This window comes from Bacillus cereus group sp. MG16, assembly GCF_040459875.1.
GTDB lineage: Bacteria > Bacillota > Bacilli > Bacillales > Bacillaceae_G > Bacillus_A > Bacillus_A paranthracis.
On record NZ_JARVHE010000001.1, the window covers coordinates 3978514 to 4004387 of the forward strand.

Below are 25874 nucleotides of genomic sequence, written 5' to 3' on the forward strand. Positions count from 1 at the left end.
AAATCGTCAAAATTCCGATATTTATTACATATTAATTTATATCTTACGTATAATTATTGTCTTCCATATAAAGAGCATGCCCTAAAAATTAGAACATGCTCTCCTCATCCTGTACTTTCAATTTAATACTAACCGTCGTACCGTTCCCTTTTTCACTTTCAATTCGCCACTGTCCGTCATGTATATGAACAATTTGTCTTACAATAGCAAGGCCTAAACCTGTTCCACCATGTTGACGACTTCTCGCTTTATCAACTCGGTAAAAACGCTCGCCAAGGTTTTCCAAATGCTCTGTATCAATACCGATCCCCGTATCTTTTATGTTCAATTCACAGTAATCATCTATCTGTCTGAGCGTTACCATAATATCCCCGTTTTGATTTGTATACCGTATCGCATTATCTAACACGTTATGAAGCACTTGTTGCATACGATCCTCATCAATCATTACAATGATTTCTGGATTTAAATTTGTTGAAATACGAATTTTCTTTTCTATAAACTTAATCTCATACGTATCTAACACATCTTCAATTAGTTGTGAAAAAACGATAGGTTGTTTCTTTAAAGGGAAATGTTCCCCTTCTAGTTGTGCTAAATCTAATAAATCATGAACGAGACGCTGCATACGATCTGCTTCTTTATGAATGAGCTGTGTTACTTTTTCCTGCTGCGGTCCCTTCGCTACACCATCTAAAATAGCCTCGCTATACCCTTTTATATAACTAAGCGGTGTTCTTAGTTCATGCGAAACGTTAGCTAAAAACTCCTTACGCTTTACGTCTTCTGTCTCTAAAGAATTTGCCATCTTATTAAATGCTTTTCCTAATCGTCCAATTTCATCTTCAGAAGAAATTGTAATTCGTTCTGAGAAATCTCCCGTAGCCAAATGATTGGCAACTCGTTCCATTTGCGAAAGTGGTTTCGTAATAGCAATAATAATTTTTCTACCAATCCATATTGTCAGTAAAGTTATAGCAAGTGCTAACGGTGCTAAAATAAGACCCATATCATATATTAAGTCTTTTATACTTTTTAAAGGAATATAAGAATATACAATACCAACTAATTTTTTATTTTCTAAAACAGGGATGACAACCCCCATAATATTACGGTCAAAATGTTCCTCGTATCCTATCTTTGTCACAGTTTTTCCATCTAATAATGCTTGCCTGTCCCGTTCACTTATAAGAGAATGATGGTGCACATCAAATGGTAAACATGCACTTAAATCACGTGGGTTCGATACGAAAAGAACGTCTGAACTAGATATTTGATCAAATGCTCTTACTTTCTCTTCAAAAATTGATATTCCTTCGCGCTTATCATATTGCGCAGAAAGACGCTTCCCTTCCATTACTAATGAATCTTTTAAATTATCAACGTATAGCTTTTCATACGAGTATAAAGATACAAAATAAAGAAAGGAAACTGTTACAAATACTGCACATACTACTGTCAGCCAAAGCTTCTGTACCATCGTAAACATACGTTACACCTCAAATTTATAGCCTACACCCCAAACAGTTTGAATGTAGTTTCCACTTTCTCCAAGCTTTAAACGCATCGTTTTCACGTGCGTATCTACGGTTCTTGTACTTCCGGCATAATCATATCCCCATACCTTTTCCAGCAATTGTTCTCGGCTAAATACTTGTCCCGTATGTTGGCAAAGAAAATAGAGTAAATCAAACTCTTTTACTGTAAGAGAAATTGGCTCACCATCCACCTCAATTTTCCTACTTTTTTCATTAATAAGGATCGGCCCAAACTGAAATTCCTCTTGTTGCTCTTGCTTTGTATAACGCCTCAATACAGCTTCCATACGAGCAATTAATTCACCAGGACTAAATGGCTTTACAATATAATCATCTGCTCCCATACGTAAGCCGTTCACCCTATTCCACTCTTCACCTTTTGCTGTTAAAAATATTATTGGTACATCTGACGTTTTTCTAATTTCTTTACAAACTGAAAGTCCATCCATCTCTGGCATCATAATATCTAGTACAACGAAATCATAATGATTTGTCTCTAATTTTTTTAAAGCTTCTTTTCCATTTTCAGCTTCCCCCCACTCGTATCCGAAATTATCTAAGTACATTCCAACAAGTTGCCTCATATCACTTTCATCATCTACAACTAGCACCCTATATTTACTCATTGTCCTTCCCTTCTCTCTCTATGAGTTGAAACGGTCCTTTTCCGACTTTAATTGTTTGTTTTATTTTCAAATTCTTCATATCCATGACGCACACTTCATCACTATCATAGCTTGCTACGTATCCTTCTGCTCCGCTCTTCAAAAATGCAAATGGGTTTGATCCTACTTCTACAGAAGCCACCTCTTTATACGTGCTAACATCAAACTTTCTAAGCGTATTGGAACCGTGACTTAATGCATATACATACTTATTATCCTTCGTAATATTCACAGGCATAAACGGAGCGTGTAAAGAACGTACCATTTCTCCGCTCTGCAAAGAATACACTAATACTTTCTCATTTACCTGATTTCCATCACCATGTCCGCCAATCCATATTTCTTTCCCATCTGGACTAATTGTTGCCCCCGTTGACGCTGGTGGAATCATAAAGGATTGTATTACTTCTTTTTTCTTTGTATCAATTGTCGTTAGCTTCGTATCATAAAAGTTTAATACAGATAACTGGTTATGGTACTCTACCATCGTTATTGGTCCTTTTCCTGTCGAAACATTCCCTGTTTCTTTTCCATTAATCGTAAAGAACCTTATCTTTTGGGCATTTTGATCGGCAGCAAATAATTGCTTTTTATCTTCTGATACGACTACATTTACAATGCCTTTTCCTGTTTTATATTTTTTCACTTGCCTTCCTTCTGCTAGTGAATATACATACATGTACTCTAACTGCTTACCATATACAAGTATGTCCTCACCGTTTGGAAGAATTACAATTCCTGCCATTGGTTCGTTAAGTTCCCATGTCGTAATTAACTTTTTAGTATGTTTATCAATAAAACTAAGGCTACCTTCTTTTATATTCGTTGTTATAATAACGCTTTTATCTTTAGCAATCGGTGTATATGAACTTCCTTGACACCCTACTAATAGAAATAAAAAACAGAGAAGAAAAACATACTTTCTCAAAAGATTCCCTCCATCTTCGGATGATTTCGTTATAATTGTAAAATAACAAATAAATGTGTGGAAAGTGTGAAATTTCCCTTTCTTACTTCATTTACATATATAATGTACAACAAATAGAATTTGAGGTGTGCCAATTATGCTTTTTCCTGATTTAGCGAATAAAATTGTACGAGAAGTACGCAGACTAATTAAAGAAAATATTATTATCATTAATATACACGGCGTTATTATCGCAAGTACAGATATAGAAAGAATCGGCCAATTTCATGAAGGTGCACTCCGCTGCGCAAAACAAAAGAAAACTGTCATTATTACAAAAGAGGATGAACGACGTTTGCAAGGCGTAAAGGCAGGTATGAATCTCCCTTTACTATTCCATGACGAAGTAATTGGTGTCATTGGAATTACAGGCGAACCTGAAAATATTTCACAATACGGAGAAATATTACGTAAAATGACCGAACTACTCATCCATGAAAACTACTTTTTAGAACAACTAGAACTTGAACACCGTTCTTATGAGGCATTTGTCTTTGATTGGCTTCAAAATACAGACTGGTCTCCAAGCTTTCTCGATCGTGCCAAAACACTTGGTATTGATTTATATAAGAAAAAACAACTTATTTTGTTCTCTATCGATCGAAATGACACGATGCTTCAGCGTAAGATTTGGCAACATGTACGCAATCTATTAACAAAGGAGCATTTATTTATTCGCTGGGGAAATGATCGATTCATTTTATTTACAGCCACGAACTCCAAAGAGCAAACATATCAATTTTTAAAACGATTAAAACAAGACTGTGAAACTTTGTTTTCTATTCCTTTATATATCGGGATTGGCCAATCCGTTACGCCAAGCAATATGAACTTATCATACGAACAAGCATTACAAGCTCTTTCCGTATCACTTGAAACGAAAAACATTGTATTTAATGAAGATTTACGTTTAGAAATGTGCTTACAAGATATTTCTGCGGAAACGCGGGAACAGTTTCTAAAGCGCACCATCAAAAACTTACTATCATCGCCTGAACTTATGCACACTTTACGTTTATTTATTGATTATAACCAATCCTATAAACAAACAGCGGAGCAATTACATATACACATTAACACATTGCATTATAGACTTAAAAAAATTGAGGAGTATACAGGACTTGATCCGAAACAATTCAAAGACTTAAATATTTTATATTTCTCGCTCCTCTTATTAGATAATCACACAAAAAAGAATGATAAAATAGATTAATCTTTAGATGATTATACATAGAAAGAATCCCCCGACTTTTTTATCATTATAATGAAAGCACTGTGACAACGTTTTTTATTATGACTAATTACGTTAACAGTTTGAGGGGGATTTCCAATGTTAGAAAAACAAATTATTGATTCATTCGTATCCATTGTTGGCGAAGATAATGTAGATACATCCAATATGGGGCGTTTAACGTATAGTTATGATGCCACTCCAAACTTCCAAGCAATGCCTGATGCAGTCATTGCTCCTCGTAATACAAATGAAGTAGCTGAAGTATTAAAAGTATGTAACACTTACAAAATCCCTGTATATGTTCGTGGGTCTGGAACAAATCTTTGCGCAGGGACATGTCCACTTGAAGGCGGTATCGTCCTTATCTTCCGCCATATGAATAACATTTTAGAAATTGATGAAGAAAATTTAACAATTACTGTACAAGCTGGTGTTATTACGCTTGATATTATTAAAGCAGTAGAAGAAAAAGGTTTATTTTATCCACCAGATCCAAGCTCAATGAAAATTTCTACAATTGGCGGTAACATTAATGAAAACTCGGGTGGATTACGTGGATTAAAATATGGCGTAACACGTGATTATGTGATGGGGCTTGAACTTGTCTTACCAAATGGTGATATGATTCGCACTGGTGGTAAATTAGCAAAAGATGTAGCTGGTTACGATTTAACTCGTTTATTTATCGGTTCTGAAGGAACACTTGGCGTCGTAACAGAAGCAATATTAAAACTTGTTCCTATGCCTGAAACGAAGAAAACGATGCTTGCACTCTATGAAGATATTAATGAAGCTGCACGTGCTGTTTCTTCTATTATTGCAAATAAAATCATTCCAGCGACACTTGAGTTTTTAGACCAGCCGACAATTGAAGTAGTAGAAGAGTTTGCTCAAATCGGTTTACCAACTGACGTAAAAGCAATTTTATTAATTGAACAAGACGGTCCGCCTGAAGTTGTTAATCGAGATATTGAAAAAATGGCTAACGTTTGTCGTTCCATGAATGCAGTTGATGTTCGCGTCGCAAAAGATGAAGCGGAAGCAGATGCGCTTCGGACAGCTCGCCGTAGTGCACTGTCAGCACTGGCAAGATTAAAACCTACTACAATATTAGAAGATGCAACGGTACCACGCTCACAGATTGCTCCGATGGTTGAAGCTATTAATGCCATTGCCAAAAAATATAATATTCCTATTTGTACGTTTGGCCATGCTGGCGATGGCAACCTACACCCAACTTGTATGACAGATGCTCGCAACGAAGAAGAAATGCACCGAGCTGAACAAGCTTTTGCTGAAATATTTGCGAAAGCAATTGAACTTGGTGGCACGATTACTGGTGAACATGGTGTTGGTGCGATGAAGGCTCCGTATTTAGAAATGAAGTTAGGTAAAGAAGGTATTGCTGCTATGCAAGGAATTAAACAAGCCTTCGATCCAAATAACATTATGAATCCAGGAAAGATGTTCGCGAAGGACACTCGCAAAAGAGTGGTGGTTGAGCGATGACAACATTAAATAAAGAAAACATTCAAAAGGAATTTAAAGAACGATTAAGTGAAGATGAACTACTAAACTGTATGCGATGCGGTTTCTGCTTACCAACTTGTCCTACTTACATTCAATCTGGATATAAAGAATCACATTCCCCGCGTGGACGTATCGCATTAATGAAAGCGGTCGTTGACGGCTTAATTGAGCCAGATGAAGATGTTGAAAACACATTAAATGTTTGCCTCGGCTGCCGTGCTTGTGAACCTGTTTGTCCATCTGGTGTGAATTATGGACATTTATTAGAAGAAGCTCGTGATATTATAAATCAAAACAAAAAGTTTTCAATGCCAGTGAGAGCTGTTCGTAAAGTCGTTTTTGAAGGACTTTTCCCGCATCAAAATCGAATGAGAACATTAACAGGATTAATCGGATTTTACCAACGTTCCGGTTTACAAACGCTAACACACAAAACAGGAATTATGAAGTTATTCCCTGAAACACTTGCAACAATGGATCTCATTTTACCAAAAGTCCCAAAAATGAAAGCAATGAAAGATCGCCCTGAATTTTTACCTGCTGAAATTACAAAAAAGAAACAAGTTGCATTCTTCACAGGTTGTTTAATGGATACAATGTTTTTAGAAACAAATAACGCAACGATGAAACTACTTCAGTTAGCTGGTTGTGATATCGTTATTCCAAAAACACAAAGTTGCTGCGGGGCATTACATGGACATGCTGGTGAGAAAAATGGAGCAAAAGAATTAGCAAAACGCAATATAAAAGCATTCGAAGATTTAAACATCGACTATATTATTACGAATGCTGGTGGTTGCGGAGCTTACCTCGTAGACTACGATTACTTGTTAAAAGATGATCCACAGTGGGCTGAACGTGCAAAGCAGTTCGTTTCTAAAATTAAAGATATTACTGCTATTCTAGTAGAACTAGATTTCCATAAACGTAATGACTTACGAGTCACGCCGCAAGTTATTACGTATCAAGACTCTTGTCACTTACGCAATGTTATGCGAACATCTTCAGAACCTCGTATGTTACTAGAAGCAATTCAAGGCGCAACATACCGTGAAATGAAAGATGCAGATCGCTGCTGTGGTTCTGCTGGTATTTATAACATTGTTCATTCAGAACTATCTATGGAATTTCTAGATTACAAAATGGACCGTGTGCATGAAACAGAAGCAGCAACCATTGTTACTGCAAATCCAGGTTGTTTATTACAAATGAAATTAGGCATTGAACGAGAAGGTCTTTCTCATAAAATGAGAGGAATTCACATCGTTGATTTATTATTAGAAGCAATTGAAACCAACTCGTAATAACTCGTAACATACGTAATAATAGGAAAACGGCTATCTCCTTCGTCTATGTAAAGAGATAGCCGCTTTTTTGTCCGCTACAACATTAAAAATATGTTACTTTATTATAAAAAAGAACAACAGAAACATTACAGTTTTGTAAAAATCAATCCAGTATATTCCTCAAAAAAACGCTCAAACCATTGATACAATAGGATTCTTCATTTTCAATATAGGTACATTTATCCAAAAACAGCGTCTTATAACCAAGTATAAAAATGCTGAAAATTCCTTTTATACTCTATGTTTCTCTTATTTTTCCCCTTTTCCCCTCTTAGGATAAATTAGGTAAATTTTAAGTCTATGAATTTTTTTCCATCTTTTTTCTCACAAAATCTATGCTACGATGAATTTGTCAGTCAGACAGGCTGTCAAAAACAAATCGTGTGAAAACAAATTAAAACTTTATATAGGGGGACACACATCATGAAAAAGCGTGTTTTATTATCTGTAGCTGCTGCAACGGCTCTTACTTTAGGAGTATCTTCTCTAGATGCACAAGCTGCAACAGTACAACCATCTAACATAAAGGTTCAAAATATTCAGCATTCAAAAGTGATGATGAAGCAAATGAGCCAACAAGAATTACAAGCATTCTTACAATCTATGGGCGTTGAGTCATTAGCACAATGGCAACAAGGAAACTTCCAACCAAATTGCATTATTCCTGGTCAACAACCTACTGAAAATGTTGTAACTGAGCAACCGACAGCTAAGCCAGAAACTCAAAAGCCTGCTGAGCAAAAACCTGAAGCTCAAAAGCCTGCTGAAAACAATAATACGCAAAAACCGGCTGAACAAAAACCAGCTGAGCAAAAGCCTGCTGAAGAAGCAAAATCTTTAAGCGAGTTCGAACAACGTGTTGTTGAATTAACAAACGCTGAGCGTGCAAAACAAGGTTTACCAGCTTTAAAAATCGACACTGAATTAAGCAAAGTAGCACGCATTAAATCTGAAGATATGCAAAAAAATAACTACTTTGATCATAACAGCCCTACATACGGGTCTCCGTTTGACATGATGAAGAAATTTGGTATTTCTTATACATCTGCAGGTGAAAACATCGCCCAAGGCCAACGTACACCTGAAGAAGTAGTACAAGCTTGGATGAACAGTGCTGGACACCGTGCAAACATCTTAAATAATGGCTTCACTCACATCGGTGTTGGCTATGTAGAAAGCGGCAACTACTGGACACAACAATTTATTACGAAGTAAATAGATAAAAAGAGTCTTCTCATTATGAGAAGACTCTTTTTTACGTTTCATAACTTTCTATTATGTATGAGTATAAAGCATAAAACATAAACAAAATAGAACCACCACTGATTACACTAAGTAACACATAAAATCCCCATTTCAAGTTCAAAAACAATGAAAACAATATACTACATGCCATCACTTGAAAAATCCGTCTACTCACTAAACGGATCTTTTTTAATTTGATTGGGTCTTTTTCCGTACTCTGAACTTTTTTAAACGCCTTACTAAGCATAAAGAGAAACATACTAATCCCTATTGTTAGTCCTGTTTGAAAGGATATCATGCTTCCAAAATTAATAAAGAGAATGAGCATATGGATAAACAACATAAATAAAGTAATCGTCTTTAGAAATCCACTTATAATGACATGCTCGTCTTCATTAAACTTATATATATTATGTGAAATAATATACATCAATCCATGTAAGAAAATAATAAGACAAGGAATAAGTGCTATAACAACTTGTTTACTCATAAACTCGTTTGGCCGACCATTTACATCCCAATGTACCGCCAAATGCTCTGGTAAATATGGATAGAGACATAGAGTAACTAAAAGACAAGCGAAAAGTATTCCTAGTATATATTTATATTTGATCAAGTGATTCTCACCTCTCTTTTCTCTTAACGGCTTCGCTTCTTTTAGAGAAATTCCTGCAAAAATCTACTTTTCTCAAATTTAAACTTACACTTTACGCATTTACTCTTTGAAATTCTTTCATTGTGTCATTTAATTTTGTAGGAAATGGTACATCCACTTCAATCTCTTCTTTCGTAATTGGATGTAAAAAGTTTATCTTCATCGCATGTAACGCTTGCCTAGACATATATTTCGTTCCTCCACCATATAAAACATCCCCAACTAACGGATTACCATTATAGCTCATATGAACACGAATTTGATGGGTTCTACCAGTTTCTAATTGTAACGTTACAAGCGTAACATTTTGTTTTCTAAAATACTTCTCTACTTTATAATATGTAATTGCTTGATCTCCCTTTGGAGAAACACGTCGTCTCGTCGCATGATGGCGATCTCTTCCGATAGCCGCGTCAATCGTTCCTTGCTTCTTTTTCACTTTGCCTTCTACAAGAGCTGCATATGTTCTTTTAATTTTTCGTTCCATTAATAAACGATCCATAATTGCACCAGCAATTCTATGTTTGGCAAACACGACACCACCTGTCGTATCTTTATCTAACCGATGAATATGACGAACCTTCGTCTCTAAACCTTGCATTTGAAAATGAAAGGCAACAAGATTTGCAAGAGTTCCCATCCCACCTTTTTCAGCAGGGTGCGTATCCATCTTCTCAGGCTTATTGACAATGAGTACATGATCGTCTTCATATACTACATGTAATTCACCATATTCAGGCTCTACACCGTATTCTTCCTCCATAAACATATGAACTTGTAACTTTTCGTCTTCTTTTAAAAGCTCATTCCATCTTCTCTGTTCTCCGTTAACAGTAACACCTTTCTCCATACGAAGCTGATGTAACAACTTTTTCGGTATTTCCCATTCTATTTTTAATAGCGACTCAATGCTTATACCATTCCATTTCGCTGGCACAGTAATTTCGCACCATTCGCCCTTCTTCTTCGTTTCCATACTGTATCACCTTATTTCTATTGATTCTCTCATTGTAACGGAAAATACACTTTGATGCACCGTCAAAAATAGAGGACAGTCTTATAATAGACTGCCCTTCACGCTCTACGCCTTCTCATTTCCTGCAACACTTCTTCCGCTTTTTGTTCATACGATAAATCTTTAAAGAAATCCGCCAATCTCTTATAATCGTTATACGTATCTAATAAGTCATCCATCTTTTCTGTTTTCATCACTTGTTGTTTTTGCTTCATTTTTACCGGATAACGATAGCCCGATACTTCTTGTATTTTGTAATACTCATCCTCTACTTGAATGACCTTGACAAGTTCCTCTTCTTCCGCATCCATCGTATACCCATCAAAATCTCTAAGCAATTCATAAATGATATGAGTCCATTCATCTTTTGGATAAAACCCTTTTTCTAACCGATAACCGACAATGCGATACAAATGCCCATCATTTTCTGCAAACTGTACTGTATCATTTAGCTTAAACTTAAAATAACGAAACATTGCCTTCACCTACTTATATGTAATGTTCTTATCACATACTATTTGCAAAATGTAGGTCTTGCTATTCATAAAAAAATACTCATCTTATAGATGAGTATTTTTTATAATGATTTTTCTCTTTTCTTTCGAAATGGTAACCACCAATTCCAGTCTCCAAACAATTTCATTAAACTTGGTACAAGCATAAGACGAATAATTGTTGCATCAAGGAATATTGCTAATGCAACACCAAGCCCCATTTGTCTTACTGGTAAAATATCAGTAAAGGCGAATGCGCCCGTTACAACGATCATAATTAATGCAGCTGATGTAATAATTCTACTTGTTGAAACAAGTCCTTCTAACGTCGCCTGATCGTTATCTCCTGTTTCTTCATATAATTCATGGATACGTGAAATAAGAAAGACTTCATAATCCATGCTAAGCCCAAAGACGAGGCCGAAAATGAAGATTGGTAAAACAAATAGAACTGGACTTGCTTCTAAACCAAAATGACCACCTTCAAATAACCAAACAACAATTCCAATTGTTGCGCTTAAACTAAGTATATTCATAATAATCGCCTTAATTGGAATGAGTATAGATCGAAATGCAAATAATAATATAACAAAAGTCGATCCAAATATAACAGACATACCAATTGCAACTTTATCTTTAATTTCATCTTCTAACTCTTGTTGGAACGTCGTCATTCCCCCTAGATAATATGTAACGTTCGTTTCTTTATAATTTTGTTTAAAATCACGAACCCACTGTTTCCCAATTTCTGTACGTGGTTTTGTATGTAAAAAGACTTCGATTGTTGTCTTATTTCCTTTCGTATACGCTTCAAATACCGGAGCTATTTTAGCAGCTTCTGGCGACTGTAACATCCCAGCAACTTGATCTGATTTCATTCCATTTAAACTGTCGTATAAACTTCTTACTTCATATACTTTCTTATCATCTTTTAACTTTTGAATGACTTCTTCTACCTTTTGTAAACTTTCTTTTTCTCTCATATCTTTTTTCGTCTCTACCACTAACGTAGCATCAGCATGTGTTTTTGCAGTTTTATTAAATGCCTCTTCGTACTTCTCATATGCAATTCTTGTATCACTTTGTTTAGGTAAAGCTTCTACGTCAGGGAACTGTAAATTAGCTGTACGTAATGGTAATAAACAAATCACAATAAATGTTGTAACAACAATAATCATCGCAATTGGGTGTTTCATTACAAATTGTGCAAATGTACGCCACGCCTTTGCCGGCGTATGTGCTACTTGATTCTTTTTTAATATTCGTTTACCAATTAATGATAATAACGCTGGAAGGAGTGTGAGCGAGAATACAATACTCATAATCACAACAATCATTCCACTAATTGAGACAGACTGAATATAATCGATTTTAAAGAAAAACAAACCGGATAGGCCAACGAATACACATAATCCTGAAAATACGATTGCCCGCCCTGCTGTCTGATATGTAATTGCTATTGCTTCTTTTACCGTTCGCTTTGCAACTTCCTCTCGAAAACGATTTACAAATAATAGCGCAAAATCAATAGATAACGCAAGTCCGATCATCGGTGCAACATTTAGCACAAAGATAGATAGTTCCTTATCGCTACCTATAAAATATAATATGCCCATCGTACTAATAACACTAAGTGCCCCATTTACAATTGGTAAAATAGATGCCAAAAGGCTACCGAATGAAAATAGTAATACGAGAAATGCAATTGGTAACCCAATCATCTCTGCCACTTTTAAATCATTTTGCGTTCTTTCATTAATTTCTTTATTAATTTTCGGAAACCCTGTAGGTGTTACTTTTAATGCTGTATTACTTTCCTTTTCAATTTTATCAGCAAATTGTAATGTCTTTTCCATTCGTTCTTTATTTGTTTTCCCGGAAAATAAAATTGTCGCATAGCCGATATCATCTTGTAACATTTCTTTATTTTGCACTGGGTGATGGAAAAATTCATATGTCTCTTTCTCTTGTACATTTTTTACAATTCCCTCTACTTGCTTTTGAAATTCCTCATGTGAAACACCTTTATTTTTTTCAAAAACGAGTAACAGCGTATCTTGAGACCTCTTAAAATCTTTATCTAAAATTTCTTTCGTTTTTTGATAGTCTCCTTCTGTTTGGAAACCGTCACCACCTAATACTCCCGGTAACTTTGGAGCGAAAATACCGAGTGCTATCGCAAGCAATAATAATGCTACAATTACTGTATAACGAAACTGATACAAAAAAGCTCCTAACTTCCCCCACTTATCTACTTTATGTACATTTGTTTTCACACATTTTCACCTACTTTACATCATTCAATTGTTACTTATAATGTATCACATCTTCATACAAACAAAAAACGTCTAGAAAAACTATAATAATAGTTTTTCTAGACGTTTTTCTATCTCTCTTTATTAAGAGCAAACCTCTCAGTAAGTAAACGATGGTAATAAATCGCCATAATTAATAAAATACCACCTACGCAGTAGCCTGCTAAAATATCAGTTGGATAATGTACATTTAAAATGACTCTACTTAATCCAATCGATACGATTACTATTCCCATGAAAAGCGTTATCACATATTTTCCGGTCACACTCTTCAAATTTGCTGCAATGATATAAGCAAGAAACCCGAATGTCATAATAGATAACATCGCATGCCCACTAGGGAAGCTATACCCAAGTGCATCCAACGCTTCGTTTAACGAAGGACGCTCTCTTTTCACAATTTCTTTTATTCCTTTATTCACAAGATGTGTTACTAAAATGCCCATAGGATATACAATCATCGCAGCAAAATAACGTTTTCTCCAAAAAACAAGTAAACTTATAATGAGCGTAGTTACGATTCCAATGGCAGACCCTAATTTTGTATAATGTGAGAAAAATGCAAACGACTCTTCTGTTTGTACTTCTTTTACTAATCCTCGGACATATGTATCCATCACTGTAACGCCACCAGCATGTACTCTCCAAGCAACAATGCCAAATACAGCAAATAATAAACCGATACACATTACCTCATATTGATGCAACTTCTTCTTCAAACGATTTCCTCCTACTATGAAAAAATGCGATTTCTACTTTAGAAACCGCATTTTCTCACTTATTTACCTTTTGTTTTTAACTCTGTCCAGTAACGGTCGTAGTCTTTTAGCTTATCGTCTACATCAACAAGCCATTCTGTACGATCTAATTCTTCTTTCGTTAAGAAGATCATGTGGTTTTCACGATATTCTTTACTATGAAGAGGATGAGCTTTTTCATTTGGATTACTGTATCCAATTGACTCGTAGTTTTTCACACTTACTTTTTCATCTAATAAGTAGTTCATAAACTTCTCTGCAAGCTCTTTGTTTTTCGCACCTTTTGGAATTGCTAACGTATCAGCCCAAATTGTGCCGCCTTCTTTTGGTACAACGTACTCTACATCTTTATTATCTTTTGCGATAAATGCTGCATCCCCAGACCAAACTGTTCCGATCCAAGCATCTTCTGTAATGAATTTTTGTTTAATATTATCTGTATCAAATGCTAATAAGTTTGGAAGTAGCTTCTGTAAATCAGTTGCTGCTGTCTTTAACTGTGCATCGTCTTTCGTGCTGTTTGAGAATCCATGCTTCTTAAGACCCATTCCTAACACTTCACGAGAATCATTTAATAAAGTTACATGCCCTTTATATTTCTCATTCCATAAGTCAGCCCAGCTTGTAGGTGCTTCCTTCACATACTTTTTATTGTATGCAATACCTGTTACGCCCCAAGTATATACTAAAGAATATTTATTCTCTGGATCAAACGCAGGTGTTTTAAAATTAGAAATCATGTTTTCGATATTTGGGATATTCTTTTTATCTAACGGCGCTAATAAATCCATTTTCGCCATCGTTTTAACCATATAATCCGACGGCTGAATTAAATCATACTTCGCGCCACCTGCTTGTAATTTCGCAAACATTTCTTCATTACTTGCATACTTATCATAGTTAATTTTCACGTTATATTTCTTTTCAAAATCTCTTAGCACTTGCTCATCAAAATTGTCAGCCCAGCTATAAATGTTTAACTCTTCTTTTTTTTCACCACAACCAGCAAGTACACCAGCAACAAGGCTAAAGCTAATTGCTGCGCCGGCTAATCTTTTCATTAATTTCATCGGTTTTATTACCTCCTCGTACTTTCTATATCGTTCGTATTATAAAGGAAGGTGTCCTCCAGAGTTTTCTTCACCATCTGCACCTTTGTTACGGAAGATTTCAGATAGAACCATTAATCCTACGATAGCCACAATTAAAATTGTAGAAAGTGCATTAATTTCTGGTGATACTCCGCGCTTAACCATACTGTAAATGTATAATGGCAATGTTGTTGATCCTGGTCCTGATACGAAGAAACTAATTACAAAATCATCAATTGATAATGTGAATGTTAATAATGCAGCCGAAATAACTCCAGGTGCAATCGCTGGGAACGTTACAAAACGAAATGTTTGCCACGGCGTTGCTCCTAAATCATTCGCAGCCTCTTCTAAATCACGTCCCATACCAGAAAGACGTGCTGCTAAAATAACGACAACAAATGAAATGCTAAAAGTAATGTGTGCAATAATAATTGTTGTTTTACCAAGCTCCATACCTAATTGACTAAATAAAATAAGTAAAGATAATCCCATTAAAATATCAGGAATTAAAATTGGTAAATACACAAGACCGTTAATGGCCCCTTCATAACGATATTTATAACGATGTAATGCAATTGCGAAAATCACACCAAGAACAGTCGTTACAATCGTCGTTACGATCGCAATCGTCATACTATTTACAAATGCATCAATAACATCTTGTTTTTGAAATAAATCTGTATACCAATGGAATGTGAACCCTTCCCATTCCGCATTAATGCGAGAATCATTGAAGGAATATACCATTAAAACCATCATTGGAAAATACAAGAACAATAAAATTAACCAAGAATAAGAAACTAAAAACTTCTTCATTTTTGCCTATTCCCCTCCGTTCCCATCATATTTATATACTTTCGTTGCACGATAATATAAGTAAATTAACAGAACAGAGAATAGAACAACAATCATAGATAACGCAGATCCAAACGGCCAATCACGCGCTCCTAAGAATTGATTTTGAATTACGTTTCCGATTAATGCTACTTTCGATCCACCCATAACGTCTGATACAACAAACATTCCGATAGAAGAAACAAACACTAAAATAGAACCGGTAGCAATCCCTGACATCGTCATTGGTACTGTAACATTCCAAAATGCCTTTACTGGTGTTGCCCCTAAATCATAAGCTGCTTCTAGCTTACGCTTATCAAGCTGCTCAATCGCTGCATACACCGGTAAAATCATAAATGGTAATAAAGAATATACCATCCCAAGTATTACAGAAGGTGTATTGTATAGTAAATTTAACGGTTCACTAATAATGCCTAGCTTCAATAACAATGTGTTTACAAGACCTTGTGAACGTAAAATAACAATCCATGCGTATGAACGAACAAGGAAGTTAATCCAAAACGGGATCGTTGCCAATAATAAAAGAATCGAACGATATTTACGATCAACAATTGTAATTGTATACGCAAATGGATAACCAATTAGTAAACATATTACTGTCGTAATAACCGCAATTTTCAATGTTTCCCATAACGTCCCCATATATAATGGGTCAAATACACGTGCTATGTTCTCTAATGTAAATTGCATTTCCACTGTCCCATATGCTCCGCGCTGCATGAAGGCAAATGCCAATACAAACAGAAGGGGAATTAGGAAGAAGATTAACAGCCATGCGACTGTAGGTAGTGCGAGTAATTTCCCTTTTTTCAATTTAAGGTCACCTCGTCCTCTTGCTCCCAGCCTACGTATACATTATCTCCAATGCTCCACTGCGCTGCTTCTTCAGCAGTTTGATATGCCATTAGTAATTCTGATGTTTTCTCATCACGTACATAAAGCTTTTCCATATTTCCAACAAACTCAATGTCTTCAATATGTCCAAGGTGGTATTCTTTTAAAATCTGCTCTTCAACCGAACGCACTTTTACATTTTCAGGGCGAATTGCTACATAGCCTTCCCCGTTTTTCACAATATTATTTTCACCGATAAATGTCGCAACGAACAACGTTTTCGGCTTATTATAAATTTCTTTCGGCGTTCCGATTTGTTCAATATGGCCTTTATTCATAACAACGATACGATCACTCATGCTCATCGCTTCTTCTTGGTCGTGCGTTACGTATATGAACGTAATTCCTAAATTACGTTGTAAGTTTTTCAATTCACGTTGCAAGTCTTTTCTTAACTTAAAGTCTAATGCTCCAAGTGGCTCGTCTAGTAATAATACACGCGGGTTATTTACAATCGCTCTCGCAATTGCTACACGCTGCTGCTGTCCACCAGAAAGCTTTGCAGGTTTACGATTACGGAACTCAAGTAACTGCGTTAAACGCATTGCCTCTTCAGCACGCTCTTTCTGCTCTGCTGCCGGTACTTTCTGCATTTTCATACCGAAACAAATATTTTTCTCCACATTCATATGTGGGAATAGCGCATAATGTTGGAACACTAGGTTCATATGACGCTTATATGGTGGCAAATCGTTAATCTTTTCATCATCTAATAAAAGATTCCCTTTAGTTGGAGTTTCAAACCCTGCGATCATACGAAGTAACGTCGTTTTCCCGCAACCACTCGGTCCTAAAATAGTTAAAAATTCCCCTTCTTTAATATCTAAAGAAAGCGGTGGGATAATCACTTGATTTCCAAAATGTTTTTCTACTGCTTCAACTTTAATAATCTTTTTCATTTTCCCGTCCTATCTACCTCAAATTTAAATTTTTATATTCATGAATAAATATTTATGTTCTATAGACTATTTTTTGTTTCGATCCAAACAAAAATGGTTATTTAGCAAGCGTTCACTTCTATTCTTTATGTAGTATGTTTGATTCATTTTCGCCTGATACATAATGTCGAACAGAAAAACCCCTTCCATTGCGAAGGGGCTTTTATCATACGGCTACGCCTACTGATAAACACCATCATCATTTTAACAACTTTCGTATGAATTTTAAAGCACTTTTTGTAGAAGAGTAGCGAATTTTCATATCGAATGCCGTAGATTGGGCTAAAATGCTTTTATAATGTGAAAAAGTCCGAAAACTTTCTTCCCCATGATAACTCCCTAATCCACTACTTCCGACGCCACCAAAAGGTAAATATGGTGTTGCAAGATGATAGACGACATCATTAATACAGCCTCCGCCATACGAAATATTACTCGTTACTTTCTTTTGTACCTCTTTATCTTCAGAAAATACATATAACGCTAACGGCTTCGGATGTTGCTGGATTATGCCAATTACATCTTCTATATTGTCATACTCTATGATTGGTAAAATCGGACCAAAAATTTCATCTTCCATAACGGAACTTTTCCATGTAACATTAGTTAACACTGTTGGTTCTATATGTAAAGTCTCTTTTTTATAGTTCCCACCAATTACAGTTTTCCCATCTTTCAAAAACGTACATAAACGTTCAAAATGACGCTCACTCACAATTCGTACATAATTATCATTGTGCAGTGGCTCTTTCCCATACTGCTCCGCAATTTCATGTCGCAACGCTTCAATTAACTGTTCTTTCACGGAAGCATGCACATACATATAATCAGGTGCTACACACGTTTGCCCTGCATTTAAAAACTTTCCCCACACAATCCTTCTTGCCGTTACATCTATTTTCGCATCTTTATGTACAATACATGGACTTTTCCCGCCAAGTTCTAACGTAAGCGGCGTCAACTGTTTTGCTGCTGCTTCCATGACAACTTTCCCAACGCCCACACTACCTGTGAAGAAAATATAATCAAATGGTTCCTTCAGCAAAGCTGTACTCTCTTCAACGCCGCCTTCTACTACCGCTACAAGCTCTTCTTGGAATAAATCCTCTAACATCCTTGTAATCACTTTGGAAACGTTTGGCGTTAACTCCGACGGTTTTAAAACGATTGTATTTCCAGCTGCTAGAGCTCCTACAAGCGGTGCAATTGCTAATTGAAACGGATAGTTCCACGGTGCAATAATAAGTGTCACACCGTACGGTTCAGGCACTACTTTCCCCTTTGATCCAAAATGAGTAAGTGCTGTTCGAACACGCTTCGGTTTACTCCACGATGAAATATGCTTCAATTGAAAAGAGATTTCTTTTAATACATATCCCACTTCCGTTGTAAATGACTCATGAACTGACTTATTTAAATCTAATTTTAACGCCTGAAATATTTCTTCCTCAAAACGCTGAATGCCTTCATAAAGCTTCTTCAAATTATTCTTTCTCACTTCTACACTTCTCGTATGGCCATTATAAAAATATTCCTTTTGTTTATTTACAATAGAAGAAACACTCATTCATTCACCTTCTCCCACTATTTTTATCCAATTCTTTCATTATTTATATAGACTTCATATATAATAAATTTCTATTCGTAAAGTTACATTATATATAATTTCTTTTTGTATATAAAATTCATTGCTCACAAAAAAACTACCGAAAGAAAATCTCTCGGTAGTTTTACTGTATTAACGATATAAACGAACAGCACCTGCAGAATTATCATCAGCTTGTCCTACTACTTCAAACTTCAGGCCAAGATTCGGTAAAATACGTCCTGCATCTGGAATCTGTTGATTAATATACGTTTTTGAATCATCAAACTTCGGTACACCCGCTAAGCCATCATACGTAAATGTTCCACGCGTTGGAGATACAACTTTCCAAGCTGGTGTTTTGTCGAATGAGAACGCCGCATCAGCAATTTGGAATCGTGTACTACTCTTAACTGTCGGTTTACCATTTAAAGTTCCTACAATTGCTTCTGGGTGAGAATCAACTACGCCAAGGAAACCGTGTCCTGGATGTACGCCAACCCAGTTATCTGTGTAAGCTGAATCCGCATACCATACAACCATACCAGTGTTAAATACTGGACCGCGTGCAAATTTCAATGCGTTATCTGCACCAGCATAGTTTCTCCACTCTACATAATAGTTATGTTTTTTCTTCTCAGTTCCGTTAGATACAACGAAGCCGTCTAATTTTAATTGTGGTGTCCCTTCTGCATCATCAGAGAATACTACTTTACCATCTACTATTAATGAAGCATTATCAAGCGCAAATCCATTTAATGCTAAACCACCATCAGTAATGTAATCAAATGTTAATTTTACTTTCTTACCTTTGAATTGGCTTAAGTCATATGATTTGTCAATCCATTTTCCATTTGTCGAATCTGCATTTCCACTATTAGCTTTCTCACCAAGTCTTTCAATTAACGTTTGTTTACCATCTTCTGTTACAGCATGTACTTCAAGGAAGTCATACTCTGCTTCAATTTCATATAATGATTTGAAATCAAATTTTGCAGTCGTTGCATTCGTTAAATCGAACAGTGGTGTTTCCATCTTCGTATGAAGATCGTCACCTTTTGTGCTGTAGTAATACTGTTTACCAAATGCTGGGGCAATTGTTTTTACATCTTTATCAGGTAAGTTTACACGAATCATACCTGGACGGTTAGATTTCGTAACACTTTGGTCTAAATATGTTGCTAGACCAATACCTTTATTTAATTTCTCGTAATCTACTTCTACGATATTTGCCCAGTTACCACCGATTGTTTTTTGGAAAAACTCTTTATTTTGCGGTGAGAAACTTGTTGGCGTTGTTCCTGCAATTTTACCAGCCCAGCTACCGCCACTCATAATAGACCAAGATTCAATCGGCTCACCTTGACCGCTATATTGTGTATCATACTCATCTGGAAGACCTAAATCATGACCATATTCATGTGCGAATACACCAACTGCGCCATCTTCTGGCTCAATTGTGTAGTCAAATGCTGCCATCTTTCCTCCCCAATACGGAACTTTCGCTTGTGTGCCTTCGATTGGGAATGGTTTCGGTCCAACAGTCCAGCGATGTGACCAAATTGCATCATCACCTAATTTACCACCGCCTGCTTCTTGTCCAACACCTGCATGAATAATCATTAAGTGATCGATTAAACCGTCGGGTTGATTTTGATTTCCATCGCCATTTACATCGTATTGATCGAATTGGTCGAACTCTGATAAATCAATACCGCTATCTACAGCTGCTTTTAATGCATCTTTTACTAAATCACGTGGTCCTTTTGGTCCTTTATTATCATGACCGCCGCTTGCAGCATCCGCACCGTAATCAGCAGCTTTACCAGGAACTGTTAACCATTTTGTAACTGTTCCGTCTACTGTATAACTACCGCCAGATTGCTCTTCATAATACTGTTTAAATGTTTCAATTTTACTTCCATCATCTAATGTGAATGGCTCATTACCGAATAACATTTTTTCATAATGTTCTTTGTTAAAGTCTTCCGAATACATATAACCAGGTTCTTTATCGATATTGTTATGTTTAAAGTCAGCGTACTCTACGAGTAGAACGAGTACTTTATCTTTACGAACATCACCGTTGTACGCTTTTTGCTTTGCTGGAGATGTTGGTACTTTACCATTTAGACCACCCTTAACTGGCCCTGTCGCTGCAGGTGTTCCTGTCGCAGGTTTATCTAACTTTTCTTTCGTATCTGCTTTTGCATCTTTCACTTTCTTTAAAAAGTCCGATGCTTCTTTCGTAAGTGGGTCCCCATTTGATACTTCTTTCCCAGGATTTTCACCCTTTTTGTTCTCTACGTATTTTTCGACAGCTTTCTTTGTTTCTGTCTCTGAAGCCTTCGAATCAATTACCCCACGTTTTTTTAGCGCATCTGCTAAACGTTCTTCCGGAATTAAATGATCATCAACTGGGCTCGTAGCTGTCTTATTAGCAGGCATTTCAGCATATGCAGATTGAGTACCAGCTCCGAACGAAAGACCTAATACAGCTGTCAAAGCAATTGATGATAAAACTTTGAACGGTTTCTTGTTCATCCCTTATTTCCTCCCCTAATAAATAATATGTATTACAAATTGAATTTTATTAAAAATTCAATATTTTTTCAATATTTAGTCATATTATGTAATGTTTTTAATATATTTGTAAAAATTTCATAGTTAGCATACGAGTATATCACAATTCAACAATGTTTTCTGAAAATATTGAAAATATTTGTCAGAAACTTTATAATCGCCATAGAGGGAATTTAATGGGGATTTTATCTTTGTTTTATCTACAAAATATTTGATAATTCACTACATAAAAATACAAAATCTGATTGTATTATCACGTATTCTGTAGCAGCAGTTATGACCGATAATTAGGGAGGAATTACATTTGTACAAAGATAAGACTGACGCATTGGATCAAGAATGGATTGATTTAATACTTGAAGCTCTAGACGCTGGTATCGCCTTGCAAGATATCGAACATTTTTTCCAACGTATGAAGCCGGCCACTCAGGCTCAATAGGTTTGTTCTTTTTAGCGAAGTTTATGTTATAATAATGACATCATAAGACGACGACATATTGATAGAAAGGTGCGCAAATATGATTGGAGAACGTATAAAACGCCTGCGTTTACAAAAAGGTATTTCATTAACTGAACTTGCCGAAAAAGCTGGCGTTGCTAAATCTTACATTAGTTCTATAGAACGAAATTTACAAAAAAACCCTTCCATTCAGTTTCTTGAAAAAATTGCAGCAGTTCTACAAATTCCAGTTGATACTTTACTTCATGATGAAACAACAAAGGAAAATCACTTAGACTCCGAATGGACACAGCTCGTTAAAGATGCAATGAACTCCGGCGTCTCCAAAGAACAATTTCGTGAATTTCTTGAATTTACAAAATGGAAGCAAGATCAAAAATAATAAATAGAAAGAAGTGCTTACAATCAGCACTTCTTTTTTCTTTATAAAAAAAGCGGGGGATACCCGCTTTTTTATTATTTTTCTTCGCCAGCTTCTTGGTTAGCATTGAATGTCCATTCTAAATTCAATGAATCACCTTGGAAGATATTTTGGTCTTTTCCATCATCTACAAATTCAAATTGTACCCATAAATAATCCTCTGTACCAGCTTCTAATCCACCCTTTTCTCCCCACTCAGGAGCAAAGATGTCTTTAGCTAAAAGATCTGGATCAGTTTTTTGTAAGTCTGCTAAAGTTGTTTCATATACAGGTTCACTTTGTTTATCCCAGTTCCAAAGGAATTTCACTTTAATGTGCTTACCAAAGTCTTCACCAGCATTATCGCCTTTTGCATCTTTCACAGTATACTTTGTCGCTAATTTAACGTCTTTAATTGTTAATGAACCGCTATTCTTTAATAAGAACTCTTTCTTAACAGAATCCCCTGGTTTTAAATCTTTAATATCTACAAGCGTTGTAGGGTCTAATGTAAGATCTAACGTCCCAGCCGCAAATGTATTATTCGATACTTCTTTATCGCTAAAGTATGCGAATGTTCCTCCACCAATTAAAGATAACCCCAATGCTGCTGATGCAACTCCCATACCTAATTTCTTTTTCAGACTCACAATCAATTCCCCCTAGCTGTTTTTTTATATTTTTATTGCTATCTCTTATTTAAAATAAGAGATGTAACTAAAACTATATTAGCATTAGCTAATATTTGTTCTTTTTTAAAAACCTTATGTTCATTATAACGAACAAACCTATATAAATACAACACATATTTATTAATATTTTCAGTTATTTTTATTTCTCAATATTATTCTGAAATTTCTAAAAAATATTGAGAAATAAAAAATGCGAATTAATATTTAAACTAATTATTCTCCTTCACTATCATACTGCCAACTAGTTTTCTCCTATCTTCTAGATTTTTACATGTATCGTTAAAATAAAGAGGATACGCCGAATAGGTGAGTCGCAATGCTCTCTCACCTATTCGGCTGTATAACCGCTATTCACTCTATATGTTGCTGTATTTTACTTGCTATTCTTGTTTCTTACTCTCTTCTTGATTTTTTGCTTCCTCTTGTTTCTTCTTCTCTTCTAGTTTTTTCGTTTCCTCTTGTTTCTTCTCTTCTAGCTTTTTCGCTTCCTCTTGTTTCTTCTCTTCTAGTTTTTTTGCTTCTTCTTGTTTCTTCTCTTCTAGTTTTTTTGCTTCTTCTTGTTTCTTCTCTTTTAGTTCTTTTTGCTTCTCAGCCTCACTCACTTGTTTTGCTGTTTCATCTACTAGTAACTTCTCAAAATCTTGAATTTGTTTATCAATCACTTGTAAATTAACTTCTTTATCAATATACTCACAGTTTTCTTTTATTATATGGAAGCCAGCATTCACATACGAGAATACTTGCTTATTCGATTCAGTTGTATGTCCTTTTAACTCTTCTTGTACTTGATTATAAGGTTCTTCTATTGATTTATATACTTTTTGTAACGATTCTCTCTCAGCAGCTATCTTCTCGCGTCCTTGCTTCCATATAACAAGCGCCTGTTCTATCTCCTGAGTGGATCTAACATTTAATTTTGATTTCATCTCTTTATACTCATGCAAAATAACTTCCTTATGCTGCTTAGCTTGTTCTATTAATTGATCAACTGTTTTTGGAAAAATACTTGCTGTAGAAATAGTAGCCGCTACTTTCGTTTCATGAACGAAAGCTGCTTCTGTATAAGTCATCATTTGAGAGCCTAAATAAAAAGTAATAGAACACAAACATGGCAATATAAGCATCTTTTTGAATTTACGCGGTTGCTTCAGCATTTTAATCTCTCCTATCGAACAACTTGTTCTTTATCAAGAACTATACCTTTATTATAATAAAGTGAATTATAAAATGATATAAGAAATTATCTTTCTTTTTACATTTCCCTTTTAACAGAAAAGGAGACTATCATTTTTGATAGTCTCCTTTTCTGCTTATTTTTTCTCCACTCCATCGCCTTGTTGTGCTTCAAATGTCCATTTTAATTGAAGTTTATCACCTTGGAATTCATTTTGAGGCTCATTTTTATTAATAAAGTGGAATTTCACTTTAAATGAATCATTAGTTCCTGCTTTAATACCTTTCTCAGGCCATAACCAACTTACTAAATCATTTTCTGCAGCAGTCACTTTTTTATCCTTTAAATCTTTCAATGTCGTTCTCTTAATTACTTCATCTTTTTTATCAATATTTTTTAAGAAAACTACTTCAATGTCTTCGCCAAAGTCTTTCTTATTATCCTTCTTCACATCTTCTACATCATACTCTGTAGTTAATAATACTTTTTTAATATCTAATGTACCTTTATTCTCTAATTTAAATTCTTTTTCAATCGTATCACCTGGTTTTAAATTATCCACCTTCACAATTGTTGATGGGTTTAGTGCTAAATCAAGTGTCCCAGATGCAAATGTATTGTTTGACACTTCTTTATCGCTAAAGTACGCAAATGTTCCTCCACCAACTAATGCTGCTCCTAATACTGCTGATGCGATACCCATCCCTAATTTTTTCTTTAAAGTCATGTCCATATCCCCTTGATTTATATATTTGTCAACTTCCTAAACGGAAAGTATAACCAAATGAACTAGACGGATTGTTCTACTTTTTTCTCTTTCTTTTCTCCGTCTATGCTACGAATCGCACTAAAAATAGTAATAGCGGAATATCCTAGCAAAAAGACTCCTGGAATAATAAGAAGTAACGCAGCTCCAGCTTTTGAATTCGCATAATTTAATGCATAGCCTGCATAAGGAACTGTAATATCCGCATATTTTCCAATTACATTCTCCGCAAGTACTGGTTCTAAATCAGCACCGTTGTTGTTATCCCCTTTTGTTTCATACATTACTTTTCCATTTGTATCTTTCACACCGATAATACGGTGAGTGATAATTTTTTCATCTTTCTCTTTAAAAGTAATAACATCACCTTTTTGATATTTAGAGCCATCTTTCGTCGGTTCTATCGCAATGATTGACCCTGTTAAAAATGTTGGTTCCATCGATCCTGATAACACTGATTTAAATTGATATCCCATCACCGTTGGATCCCCACCGCTCGCTTTTGAAGAAATAACTACAAAAGCTAAGCAAATCATTAATGCAAATAAAACAAATGAGATAACGTTGCTAATCACCTTCCAAATTAATTTCATCGTTTCTCTCCCTCTCCGTTGTTTTATATTATTTGAAGTATGCAATATTCACTCTTGTTCTTTAACAAGAACACA

The 25874-nt window shown here is 35.5% G+C and carries 24 protein-coding genes; 6 read left to right on the forward strand and 18 right to left on the reverse strand.

Annotated elements, in window-relative coordinates; all coding sequences use genetic code 11:
• Positions 1-88: 88 nt before the first annotated feature.
• From QCI73_RS20665 to QCI73_RS20675, 3 genes are read right to left on the reverse strand one after another with little or no spacing between them, the layout of a single operon-like run.
• Complete coding sequence (locus QCI73_RS20665) at positions 89-1489, reverse strand: sensor histidine kinase (RefSeq protein ID WP_353823643.1); 1401 nt, start codon at positions 1487-1489, stop codon at positions 89-91.
• A 3-nt stretch (positions 1490-1492) separates the two neighbouring features.
• Positions 1493-2164 carry a response regulator transcription factor gene (locus QCI73_RS20670; protein ID WP_000049881.1) on the reverse strand — a complete coding sequence of 224 codons (672 nt, stop codon included), beginning with the start codon at positions 2162-2164 and terminating at the stop codon, positions 1493-1495.
• Positions 2157-3131, reverse strand: a complete 975-nt coding sequence (locus tag QCI73_RS20675; RefSeq protein ID WP_353823644.1) for a YncE family protein — start codon at positions 3129-3131, stop codon at positions 2157-2159. Before QCI73_RS20675 ends, QCI73_RS20670 begins: the two co-directional genes overlap by 8 nt.
• 136 nt (positions 3132-3267) lie before the next feature.
• Here QCI73_RS20675 and QCI73_RS20680 point away from each other — a divergent pair, with 136 nt between their 5' ends.
• From QCI73_RS20680 to QCI73_RS20695, 4 genes are all read left to right on the forward strand, one after another.
• On the forward strand, positions 3268-4383 hold the full coding sequence (locus QCI73_RS20680) for a CdaR family transcriptional regulator (RefSeq protein WP_327923553.1): 1116 nt from the start codon (positions 3268-3270) through the stop codon (positions 4381-4383).
• 117 nt (positions 4384-4500) lie between these two features.
• On the forward strand, positions 4501-5913 hold the full coding sequence (gene glcD / locus QCI73_RS20685; protein WP_353823645.1) for a glycolate oxidase subunit GlcD: 1413 nt from the start codon (positions 4501-4503) through the stop codon (positions 5911-5913).
• On the forward strand, positions 5910-7238 hold the full coding sequence (locus QCI73_RS20690) for a (Fe-S)-binding protein (protein WP_353823646.1): 1329 nt from the start codon (positions 5910-5912) through the stop codon (positions 7236-7238). Before glcD ends, QCI73_RS20690 begins: the two co-directional genes overlap by 4 nt.
• Before the next feature lie 465 nt (positions 7239-7703).
• On the forward strand, positions 7704-8495 hold the full coding sequence (locus QCI73_RS20695; protein WP_353823647.1) for a CAP domain-containing protein: 792 nt from the start codon (positions 7704-7706) through the stop codon (positions 8493-8495).
• 40 nt (positions 8496-8535) lie between these two features.
• On the opposite strand, the gene QCI73_RS20700 is transcribed toward QCI73_RS20695, so the two are convergent.
• The 11 genes from QCI73_RS20700 to inhA1 all read right to left on the reverse strand — a co-directional run bounded on the left by QCI73_RS20700 (position 8536) and on the right by inhA1 (position 21675).
• Entirely contained in the window at positions 8536-9141 is a 606-nt protein-coding gene (locus QCI73_RS20700; protein ID WP_262725371.1) for a DUF1648 domain-containing protein, read from the reverse strand.
• A gap of 91 nt (positions 9142-9232) precedes the next feature.
• Entirely contained in the window at positions 9233-10156 is a 924-nt protein-coding gene (locus QCI73_RS20705) for an RluA family pseudouridine synthase (protein WP_353823648.1), read from the reverse strand.
• Positions 10157-10254: 98 nt separating this feature from the next.
• Complete coding sequence (locus tag QCI73_RS20710; RefSeq protein WP_000490288.1) at positions 10255-10671, reverse strand: hypothetical protein; 417 nt, start codon at positions 10669-10671, stop codon at positions 10255-10257.
• A 101-nt stretch (positions 10672-10772) separates the two neighbouring features.
• A complete protein-coding gene (locus QCI73_RS20715) occupies positions 10773-12965 on the reverse strand; it encodes an MMPL family transporter (protein ID WP_353823649.1) in 2193 nt (730 codons plus the stop codon).
• A gap of 110 nt (positions 12966-13075) precedes the next feature.
• On the reverse strand, positions 13076-13723 hold the full coding sequence (locus QCI73_RS20720) for a phosphatase PAP2 family protein (protein ID WP_353823650.1): 648 nt from the start codon (positions 13721-13723) through the stop codon (positions 13076-13078).
• Positions 13724-13782: 59 nt separating this feature from the next.
• Complete coding sequence (gene potD / locus QCI73_RS20725; RefSeq protein WP_262725368.1) at positions 13783-14832, reverse strand: spermidine/putrescine ABC transporter substrate-binding protein PotD; 1050 nt, start codon at positions 14830-14832, stop codon at positions 13783-13785.
• 39 nt (positions 14833-14871) lie between these two features.
• Positions 14872-15672 (reverse strand): spermidine/putrescine ABC transporter permease PotC, encoded by an 801-nt coding sequence (potC, locus tag QCI73_RS20730; RefSeq protein ID WP_000714198.1) that lies wholly within the window; start codon positions 15670-15672, stop codon positions 14872-14874.
• Positions 15673-15678: 6 nt separating this feature from the next.
• Positions 15679-16527: a spermidine/putrescine ABC transporter permease PotB gene (gene potB / locus QCI73_RS20735; RefSeq protein WP_262725367.1), complete on the reverse strand. Its 849-nt coding sequence runs from the start codon at positions 16525-16527 to the stop codon at positions 15679-15681.
• Positions 16524-17507, reverse strand: coding sequence for a spermidine/putrescine ABC transporter ATP-binding protein PotA (gene potA / locus QCI73_RS20740; protein WP_000720320.1), 984 nt, complete (start codon positions 17505-17507; stop codon positions 16524-16526). Before potA ends, potB begins: the two co-directional genes overlap by 4 nt.
• 238 nt (positions 17508-17745) lie before the next feature.
• The gene (locus QCI73_RS20745; RefSeq protein ID WP_353823651.1) at positions 17746-19113 is read right to left on the reverse strand and encodes an aldehyde dehydrogenase; all 1368 of its coding nucleotides are present in this window, start codon (positions 19111-19113) and stop codon (positions 17746-17748) included.
• 171 nt (positions 19114-19284) lie between these two features.
• Positions 19285-21675 (reverse strand): M6 family metalloprotease immune inhibitor InhA1, encoded by a 2391-nt coding sequence (gene inhA1, locus QCI73_RS20750; RefSeq protein ID WP_353823652.1) that lies wholly within the window; start codon positions 21673-21675, stop codon positions 19285-19287.
• Positions 21676-22018: 343 nt separating this feature from the next.
• On the opposite strand from inhA1, the gene QCI73_RS20755 reads away from it, so the two are divergent.
• Together QCI73_RS20755 and QCI73_RS20760 are read left to right on the forward strand one after the other, a co-directional pair.
• Positions 22019-22153: an anti-repressor SinI family protein gene (locus tag QCI73_RS20755; RefSeq protein ID WP_000276215.1), complete on the forward strand. Its 135-nt coding sequence runs from the start codon at positions 22019-22021 to the stop codon at positions 22151-22153.
• A 79-nt stretch (positions 22154-22232) separates the two neighbouring features.
• The gene (locus QCI73_RS20760; RefSeq protein ID WP_000578880.1) at positions 22233-22556 is read left to right on the forward strand and encodes a helix-turn-helix domain-containing protein; all 324 of its coding nucleotides are present in this window, start codon (positions 22233-22235) and stop codon (positions 22554-22556) included.
• A gap of 74 nt (positions 22557-22630) precedes the next feature.
• Here the strand turns inward: QCI73_RS20760 and calY are convergent, their stop codons facing one another.
• From calY to sipW, 4 genes are all read right to left on the reverse strand, one after another.
• Complete coding sequence (calY, locus tag QCI73_RS20765) at positions 22631-23224, reverse strand: biofilm matrix protein CalY (RefSeq protein WP_061185640.1); 594 nt, start codon at positions 23222-23224, stop codon at positions 22631-22633.
• 422 nt (positions 23225-23646) lie between these two features.
• Entirely contained in the window at positions 23647-24420 is a 774-nt protein-coding gene (locus QCI73_RS20770) for a DUF4047 domain-containing protein (protein ID WP_353823653.1), read from the reverse strand.
• A 156-nt stretch (positions 24421-24576) separates the two neighbouring features.
• The gene (locus QCI73_RS20775) at positions 24577-25167 is read right to left on the reverse strand and encodes a TasA family protein (protein WP_327923546.1); all 591 of its coding nucleotides are present in this window, start codon (positions 25165-25167) and stop codon (positions 24577-24579) included.
• Positions 25168-25229: 62 nt separating this feature from the next.
• Positions 25230-25799, reverse strand: a complete 570-nt coding sequence (gene sipW / locus QCI73_RS20780; RefSeq protein ID WP_166704896.1) for a signal peptidase I SipW — start codon at positions 25797-25799, stop codon at positions 25230-25232.
• Positions 25800-25874 lie beyond the last annotated feature (75 nt).